General features: G+C 56.5%; 5 protein-coding genes. 3 read left to right on the top strand and 2 right to left on the bottom strand.

Going from position 1 to position 6,497, the window contains the following annotated elements; genetic code table 11:
• The first annotated feature begins 38 nt into the window (after nt 1-38).
• From mce to scpA, 3 genes are all read left to right on the top strand, one after another.
• Nucleotides 39-452 (top strand): methylmalonyl-CoA epimerase, encoded by a 414-nt coding sequence (mce, locus tag RMSM_RS35775; protein WP_008709562.1) that lies wholly within the window; start codon nt 39-41, stop codon nt 450-452.
• Between the two features lie 64 nt (nt 453-516).
• The gene (locus tag RMSM_RS35770) at nt 517-2,223 is read left to right on the top strand and encodes a methylmalonyl-CoA mutase family protein (RefSeq protein WP_160168451.1); all 1,707 of its coding nucleotides are present in this window, start codon (nt 517-519) and stop codon (nt 2,221-2,223) included.
• The gene (gene scpA / locus RMSM_RS35765; RefSeq protein ID WP_008709559.1) at nt 2,220-4,457 is read left to right on the top strand and encodes a methylmalonyl-CoA mutase; all 2,238 of its coding nucleotides are present in this window, start codon (nt 2,220-2,222) and stop codon (nt 4,455-4,457) included. The genes RMSM_RS35770 and scpA overlap by 4 nt, the downstream gene beginning before the upstream one ends.
• A gap of 178 nt (nt 4,458-4,635) precedes the next feature.
• Here the strand turns inward: scpA and queG are convergent, their stop codons facing one another.
• Together queG and RMSM_RS37755 are read right to left on the bottom strand one after the other, a co-directional pair.
• Nucleotides 4,636-5,718: a tRNA epoxyqueuosine(34) reductase QueG gene (gene queG / locus RMSM_RS35760; protein ID WP_008709557.1), complete on the bottom strand. Its 1,083-nt coding sequence runs from the start codon at nt 5,716-5,718 to the stop codon at nt 4,636-4,638.
• Nucleotides 5,705-6,497: MFS transporter (locus tag RMSM_RS37755; RefSeq protein WP_144058204.1), on the bottom strand; the 793-nt coding region annotated here is incomplete at its 5' end. The genes queG and RMSM_RS37755, both read right to left, overlap by 14 nt.

Genomic DNA, 6,497 nt, shown 5'->3' with positions numbered 1-6,497 from the left:
CCGCCTCGTCCTTCAACGCTTTGCGATTGGAAATCTGAATGATGCCGGTCAAATCTCTAAACCATATTGGCATTGCGGTCCGAGCGATCGAGCCGCAACGGACATTCTACGAAGACGTCCTAGGAGCGACATTTGAAGGGATCGAGGAGGTTCCCAGCCAGCACGTACGGGTCGCATTTTTCAGGATTGGTGACGTTCGTATCGAGCTGCTGCAATCAACCGATCCGCAAAGTCCGATCGCACGCTTTATCGACAAACGCGGCGAAGGGCTTCACCATCTGGCTTTCTTGGTGGACGATCTTCGCACCCGAATCGATCAGATCACCCAAAGCGGACTCAATATGATTGACTCGGAACCTCGACCGGGCGCGGACCAGATGGATGTCGCATTTATACATCCGAACAGTTGTGGAGGCGTTTTGACAGAATTGTGCCAAAGTCGCACGCGGTGATTGCCATCGACTACAATAAGGGCGGTTGGTTCCGAAGTGAGACACGGTGTCGATGGCGTCCAACATGCTTGATCCCAAATGCTATTCCACACAACATTTAACCGCGCCGGAGGTTGCGTGTCCCCGGAGTGACACTTCTCGCCCACCAACCTCGACCGACATTCGCCCGTCGCCATCGGAAAACAATCACGCGGATTGGCAAACCGACGACGGCATCGTGTTGCACCCTATCTACACGCGAGCCACCGCAGCGGCTTCGTCCTCCCTGATCCCGGATCGTGATTTCCTGCTTCGCGGCGTCACGAAGGAACTGGGAACTGCATTAGCAGTCGATCTTCGCCAGCGACACGCCCATCCCGATCCCGAAATGACAAACCGGGCTGTGTTGGACGATTTGCAGGGCGGAGTCAGTTCGTTGGAACTGCGTCTGGATCGTGCCGTCCGCTCGGGGTCTTGGCAAGCGTTTTGCCCGCAAGGCGATGTTGCCAATGAGTCGCCTAGCGATGCGACTCGAGGCAACGGGTGGCTGGGCGATGACGGCGTAATGCTCTATCAAGTAAGCGACTTTGACACGGCACTCGCTTCGGTCCCGCTCGATCAAACCGCCATCTCGCTGGATGCAGGAAATGGATTTCTAGCCGCCGCCGCATTGCTGGCAGCATTATGGGAACGCCGCGGCGTCGATCCCATCGAAGCACGCGGTGCATTCGGAGGCGACCCGATTGGCACACTGTCTCGAGCCCCTTCGCTCGTTCGGCTGCGAGGCAAATCGATGCACGGATTAGCGGATCTCGCCACTTGGACTTCGCGAACGTTTCCCCACGTCACGTCCGCCACCGTCGATAGTACAACTTACTACGACGCTGGTGGCACCGACACACAAGAGCTTGCGTTCTCGATCGCCACGGCGGTGGAGTATCTGCGTGCGATGACCGTGGCACGTAACCCACAAACGGAAACGCTGTCGATCGACCAAGCCGCGGCACAGCTCTTATTTCGCTACAGTCTCGGAACGGATCATTTTCTTTCCGTCGCCAAGCTTCGCGCCGCTCGCGTGTTGTGGGCTCGCGTGCTGCAAACATGTGGCGGGTCGCCTTTGCCGATGAAGATGCAAACATGCACCAGTTCGCGAGTGATGACCGATCGTGATCTAAACCTCAATCTACTCCGCAACTGCACCGCGGTGTTTTCAGGACTGCTGGGCGGGGCCGACACCGTCACTTCGCTTCCACTGGATCACGCCATCGGGTTGCCAGACGAATTTGGACGACGGATGGCTCGCAACACGGTGCTGATCCTTAACGACGAAGCTAAACTTGGCCGCGTGGCCGACCCGGCCGGCGGCAGCTACTTTTTTGAAACGCTGACCGATCAATTGTGCGAGCAAGCGTGGGCGTTATTTCAACAAGTCGAGCGACGCGGCGGCATGCTTGCCTGCGTCCGCAATGGTTGGGTCGCCAAGCAAATCATTCCGTCCGCTGAAAAATGGGCAAGCCAGTTTGCTTATGGCGAAAAGTCCTTTGTCGGAGTGACCAAGTTCATTCACGCCCGCAGCCGCATCGTCCGGCGTGCCGCGCCCGATGTGGACCGATTGCGACAATTTGCGATACATCAGTTTGCGGCACATCGCGACGCGCAAATCGCGATCCCGCTGCTGGAACACGGGCCCAACCTTGCCGAAGCGATGTTTGTCGAAGCCCAAGGCGGCGCCTCGATTCCGCAAATGAATCGAATGTTAGGAGATCGCGTATCCCGAGAGGCATCGCCATGATTCCGAATTTTGCCGCCGTGCCGCTGCGTGATTGTCCTGCGGAGTCTACCGCGATTGATCCATCCACCGGCGGATCGTCGTCCGATGTACCATTGACGCCACCAAACGAATCGGTTTCGCAGGCCGCGTCGGCAATCGAAACCGACGAATCGATTTCGATCCGATCGATCTATACCGCCGACGATTTGGTTGGCTTGGACCATTTAGATTCACTGCCCGGTGCCGTTCCGTTTTTGCGTGGACCGCACCAAACGATGTATCGCGAGCGGCCATGGACGATCCGCCAATACGCAGGTTTTTCGACAGCCGAGGACTCGAACGCATTTTTTCGTCGCAACGTCGCTGCCGGACAACGCGGGTTGAGCGTCGCGTTTGACTTGGCGACCCACCGCGGCTACGACTCGGACCATCCTCGTGTTGCAGGCGATGTCGGCATGGCCGGCGTCGCGATCGACAGCATCGAAGACATGCGGATTTTGTTCCAAGACATCCCGTTGGACAAAATGAGCGTCTCGATGACTATGAACGGCGCGGTATTGCCGATCATGGCAATGTATTTGGTGGCCGCAGAGGAACAAGGCGTCCAAGCAAGCCAGTTGATGGGAACGATTCAGAATGACATTTTGAAAGAGTTCCTGGTACGAAACACCTACATCTATCCGCCCGAGGCCAGCATGCGGATCGTGGCGGACATTCTACACTACACGACCGAGCGGATGCCGCGGTTCAACAGCATCAGCATCAGCGGCTATCACATGCAAGAAGCCGGCGCGACGGCGGATCTCGAACTGGCCTACACGCTATCCGACGGTTTGGAATACATCCGAGCGGGCGTCAACGCGGGTTTGCATGTCGATCAATTCTGTCCCCGGTTTTCGTTCTTTTGGGGCGTGGGCATGGACTACTTTATGGAAGTAGCCAAGCTGCGTGCCGCTCGATTAATGTGGGCCGAGATCGTCAAAACGTTTGGCCCCAACAACCCCAAGAGCATGTGTTTGCGCGCGCATTGTCAAACGAGTGGCTACAGTTTGGTCGCGCAAGACGTTTACAACAACGCCATGCGAACGTGTATCGAGGCGATGGCGGCAACCCACGGGCATACTCAATCGCTGCACACTAACGCAATCGACGAAGCGTTTGCCCTTCCCAGCGACTTTTCGGCCCGTATTGCCCGCAATACCCAGCTGTTTTTGCAGCACGAAACGGATACTTGCAAAGTGGTCGACGCTTGGGGCGGCAGCTATTTCGTGGAACGATTGACTCGTGATCTCGTCGCCCGAGCCCAGACCCATATTGATGAAATCGAAGCAGCGGGCGGGATGACGAAAGCGATCCAATTGGGCATTCCTCGACAGCGAATCGAACAGGCGGCCACACGAGCTCAGATGAATGTGGAATCGGGAGCCACGGCTGTGATTGGTTTGAATCGATACTGTTTGCCCAGCCAAGATGAATTTCGAGTTCGCAAAATTGACAACGCTGCCGTGCTGCAGAACCAAGTCGACCGGCTGCAGCGGCTGCGTGCGGAGCGCGATCCGGTCGAGTTGCAGCAAAGCTTGGCGGCGCTACGTCATGCCGCGTCCGGTTCGCAAACCAATCTATTGGCCTGTGCCGTAGATGCCGCCCGAGCGCGAGCCACGGTGGGCGAAATCAGCGATGCACTCGAATCGGTCTACGGTCGCTACTCAGCTCCTGCACGTGTCGTAAGAGGCATCTATTCATCAGGTGCAAAACATGGCGATGATTTTTCGGCGGCACGACAACGAGTGGCGGAGTATACCAATGCGGCAGGACAGGCTCCGCGAATCTTGGTCGCTAAGATGGGCCAAGATGGTCACGATCGTGGACAAAAAGTGATCGCGTCGGCGCTGGCTGATGTCGGTTTCGATGTTGAAATTGGACCGCTGTTTCAAACCGCCGAAGAAACGGCCGATGCGGCGATCAAACAGAATGTGCAAATGATCGGCGTCAGTTCGCTGACCGCCAACCACTTGACACTCGTTCCGAAACTGCGTGCGGAACTGGTTCGACGCGGCCACAGCAGGATGATGATCGTGGTCGGCGGTGTTGTCCCGCCTCAAGATCACGAGGTTTTGTACGAAGCAGGAGCGACAGCGATTTTCGGCCCAGGAACGAAGATCGCGGATGCTGCGTCAGTACTGATCGAACAACTCGAATCAAGTTTGGCCGACGTCCCTCACACTCGTGCCGACGCGAACCCCGTTTCAAGATAAGTCTGAGCCGCCCAATCTTTGTCCATCCAGGCTTAACGTGGTTTTGGCGAGCGCAGCGCAACCTCGGGGACGGTGATTGCAACACGAACCCCAAGGAACGTTCGATAATTAAGTTGCGGAAGTCACGTATTTCCGCCGGGCTAGCCCCCAATGCCATTTACTTTGGCAGTCGGGGAATTTAGCTAAGCGGATTCCGCTGGATCTGATCGATGGCCCACTGCGAGGCGTCACGAACCAGAGCGTCTTCGTCCGTTAGTCCGATTCGCAATGCCGGCAAGGATGCGGGATCCCGTTGATTGCCAAGCACCAGTGCTGCGTTTCGCAACACGCCACGTCGGCGCGTCCGCCATAACGGTGTCTTGCGATAGCGCCTCCGAAACTCCGCTTCGTCCAGCGAGAACAACGCTCGCAGCTCTAATGCATCCAGCGGTTGATTCGGCGCCGATTCACGTTCGTACTGCCGCATCGGTTTGCGATTCCACGGACACACCTCTTGGCAAACGTCACATCCAAACGCCCAGTCCCCGATCGATTCACGCAAATCTTCGGCGATCTCGTTACGATTTTCGATGGTCAGATAACTGATGCAGCGAGTGGCGTCCAACACACCTGCTTGCGGAAACGCATCGGTGGGGCAGGCATCTAGACACGCCGTACAGGTACCGCAATGCGATGATTCGTGGGGCGTGTCGGCGGGGAAATCGACATCGGTCAAGACACAGGCCAGAAAGAAATAGCTGCCGAGCTGTTTGTTCAAGAGCAGCGTGTTCTTTCCTTGCCATCCCAATCCTGCGAGCTGAGCAATCTCGCGTTCCATGATCGGAGCCGTGTCGACGACGCCACGTGCGGCGGCGCCGGGGAACGATTCGCGAATCGATTTGACCAATCGTTTCAGCTTGGGATGGATCACGTCGTGATAATCGACGCCTTGCCAAGCATAACGTGCGACTCGGCCCGCGCCGGATGCGACCGGCGGAGTTGGCGCGGCGTCGTAGGGATACGCCATCGCAATCACACTGCGACAACCTTCGAGCACGCCGCTTGGATGCTTGTAGGCGTCCAAGCGGTTTGCCATGTAATCCATCTCGCCCGCGTAGCCTGCTTCGATCCAGCGTGCTAACTGGGAAAAACCGCTGGACTCGATCGCCGGAGCGACTCCGACTGCGATAAAACCCAGCTCCGATGCTTGATTGCGAAACGTCGCCATAAAGTCCGCTGGCGACGTGACCGATTCGGGTTTACCGCGTTCACTCAACCGCATTTGTCTCGACGGGCTCAATATCGGCTTTGGCGATATCCACACCCCGCTCGTGGAATAGCAGGACAAAGCCAATTAATACGGCCAACGCGAATAACGCTGGCTTCATCCACAACGCATACCACTCGATCGCCGCGAGCTCCGAATGACGAGCCTCGGCCTTCTCTTCTTGCATCACGGCAATTTCAGATTCGCTGACGTTCGCCTTGGTTGCATCGTCAATTTGTTTGGTCAACGCCACCACGGTCTCGCCATATTGTTTGGACTCGTCGGTTGTGTGTTGTCCTTCGACTTGTCCAGCGACTTGGGCCCCAATCATCATGCCCAACCCCAGCGTCAACATGACCAACAATCCTTGGGCTTGAGCACGGACCGATTCGGGTGCTTTTTTGTCGGTATAGATCTGGCCGGTAACGAAGAAAAAGTCGTAGCAGATGCCGTGCAGCACAATTCCCAGGATGATCATCCAGCGAATTTGATCGGTCGCGCCAAAAGCAAACAAGGTGTAACGACCTACCCAAGCCAGCATACCAATTGCGAGCATCCATTTGACACCGAGCCGTTTGAAGAAAAACGGCATGACCAGCATGAACACGATCTCCGAAATCTGGCCGTACGACATCGTGGTCCCAATCGGCAACCCAGTCAACTCGACCACACGGCTGGTGATTTGGTAGTAAAACGCCAGCGGAATACAGATCAACATCGACGAAACGAGGAAGACCAAGTAGGAACGATCTTTCAACAGCGCCAACGCATCAAGTCCGAATAGCTGCCGAATC

Source organism: Rhodopirellula maiorica SM1, from assembly GCF_000346295.1.
Lineage (GTDB): Bacteria > Planctomycetota > Planctomycetia > Pirellulales > Pirellulaceae > Novipirellula > Novipirellula maiorica.
Note: the sequence above shows the minus strand (reverse complement) of the source record. Positions and strands in the feature narration are given on the sequence as shown.